Raw genomic sequence first — 1,281 nt, 5'->3', positions numbered from 1 at the left:
GCCGATGACCTGGACGATAAAGGCCTGGGATTCGCAGGCCGGGCCGTCGGTCAGGTCATTGGAGGACCGGGTCATGGCTGCACCTGTCTTGGCTGGGGAAAAGAAGTGGCGTCGTGAAACGCCTGGCATTCCAGGCGTTGGCGCTTGAGGGCTTGTTCAAGCTCGGCGCTGAGGGCGAAGGAGGGGAGGTTCGCCTCGGGCTGCCAGGTCGCGGCTTGCTGGTTTGGCAGGTCATGCCAGCGCCGCTGCGCTTTGGCGATCCCGGGCCAGGTGGCCCCGTACCAGCTCAGGTGGCTGATAGGCCCGAGCCAAAGTCCCAGGTTCTCGGAAGGACAGGCCGGAAAAAAATAACTGGCACTGCTCGGCGACCAATAACGCAAGAGCCCTCTGCGATTGTCCGGGCCGAAACGGATAAACAACCGATGACGCAAGTGGGCAAGCAACTGCTCGTTGGGTACAGCACTGTCGATAATAAGTCCGGGCCAGTGTTCGGGAGTGCTTCGCACAGCGGCGAAAAGAACGGAAGACCTCGCTGCCTCGATCAACAGAGGGCTTTGTTCCCTGTATAGGGCGACTTCGGTCGAATCGAACAGGCGTATCGGGGGGGGTTGCCTGACCTGTCGGTAAAGCTGCGGGCGCAGCGCCTCGGTATGTTCCAAAAGCAACCAGGTGTTCATCGGGCGCGTTCCTTCTGAGCGGCTCGGCAAGGACAGTCCTGACGGGGACAGTCTTGTGGCGTGCCGCCCTTGGGCTTCTGGCACAGCTCGACGATGGCGCGGGTGGTGTCGGCGAGCTGTTGCGCCAGCAGTGGGTCGGGCGTTTCTGCCACATGAGTTTGCAGGCCCGGTAGCAACGGCGTTGCCCGGTTGCCGGAAACCGGATGGCGTCCGACCGTGATCTCCGTGCTGCTGAAAATGCCCGCTGGATTGAGGGTCAACCAGTGCCCGCCGGCCCTGAGTGTCAGGCTGCTGCCGGCGTCGATCACCACGTTCTCCCCGGCACTCAGGTGGATATCTCGCGTCGCTCGCAACAGGTGACTCTCAGTTTGTACGTGTTGCTCGCCGTTGACGGTCAGATGGTCGTCCTGCCGGAGTTCGGTCAGGCGGTTGCCATGGGTGATGCGCTGTTCTTCACCTTGCAGTTCATGGCGTGAGTCGCCTCCGACCTGCACGCTGCGTTGGCGATCCACCTGGAGCCGCTGGTCGTTCAGTGCATGCACGGTGAAGTCGCGCTGGGCGCGCAGGGCGATCTGCTCGGCGCCGCTGCGGTCTTCGATGCGCA

The 1,281-nt window shown here is 62.8% G+C and carries 1 protein-coding gene and 1 pseudogene; both read right to left on the bottom strand.

Going from position 1 to position 1,281, the window contains the following annotated elements; genetic code table 11:
• Positions 1-71: 71 nt before the first annotated feature.
• A complete protein-coding gene (locus CWE01_RS32885) occupies positions 72-677 on the bottom strand; it encodes a DUF4123 domain-containing protein (protein ID WP_100944725.1) in 606 nt (201 codons plus the stop codon).
• Positions 674-1,281, bottom strand: a pseudogene (locus CWE01_RS32880) (hypothetical protein); the annotation flags it as partial. The gene CWE01_RS32885 and the pseudogene CWE01_RS32880, both read right to left, overlap by 4 nt.

Origin of the sequence: Pseudomonas sp. QS1027 (genome assembly GCF_002814235.1) — a bacterium.
Taxonomy (GTDB): domain Bacteria; phylum Pseudomonadota; class Gammaproteobacteria; order Pseudomonadales; family Pseudomonadaceae; genus Aquipseudomonas.
This window is presented reverse-complemented; position numbering and strand designations above follow the sequence as displayed.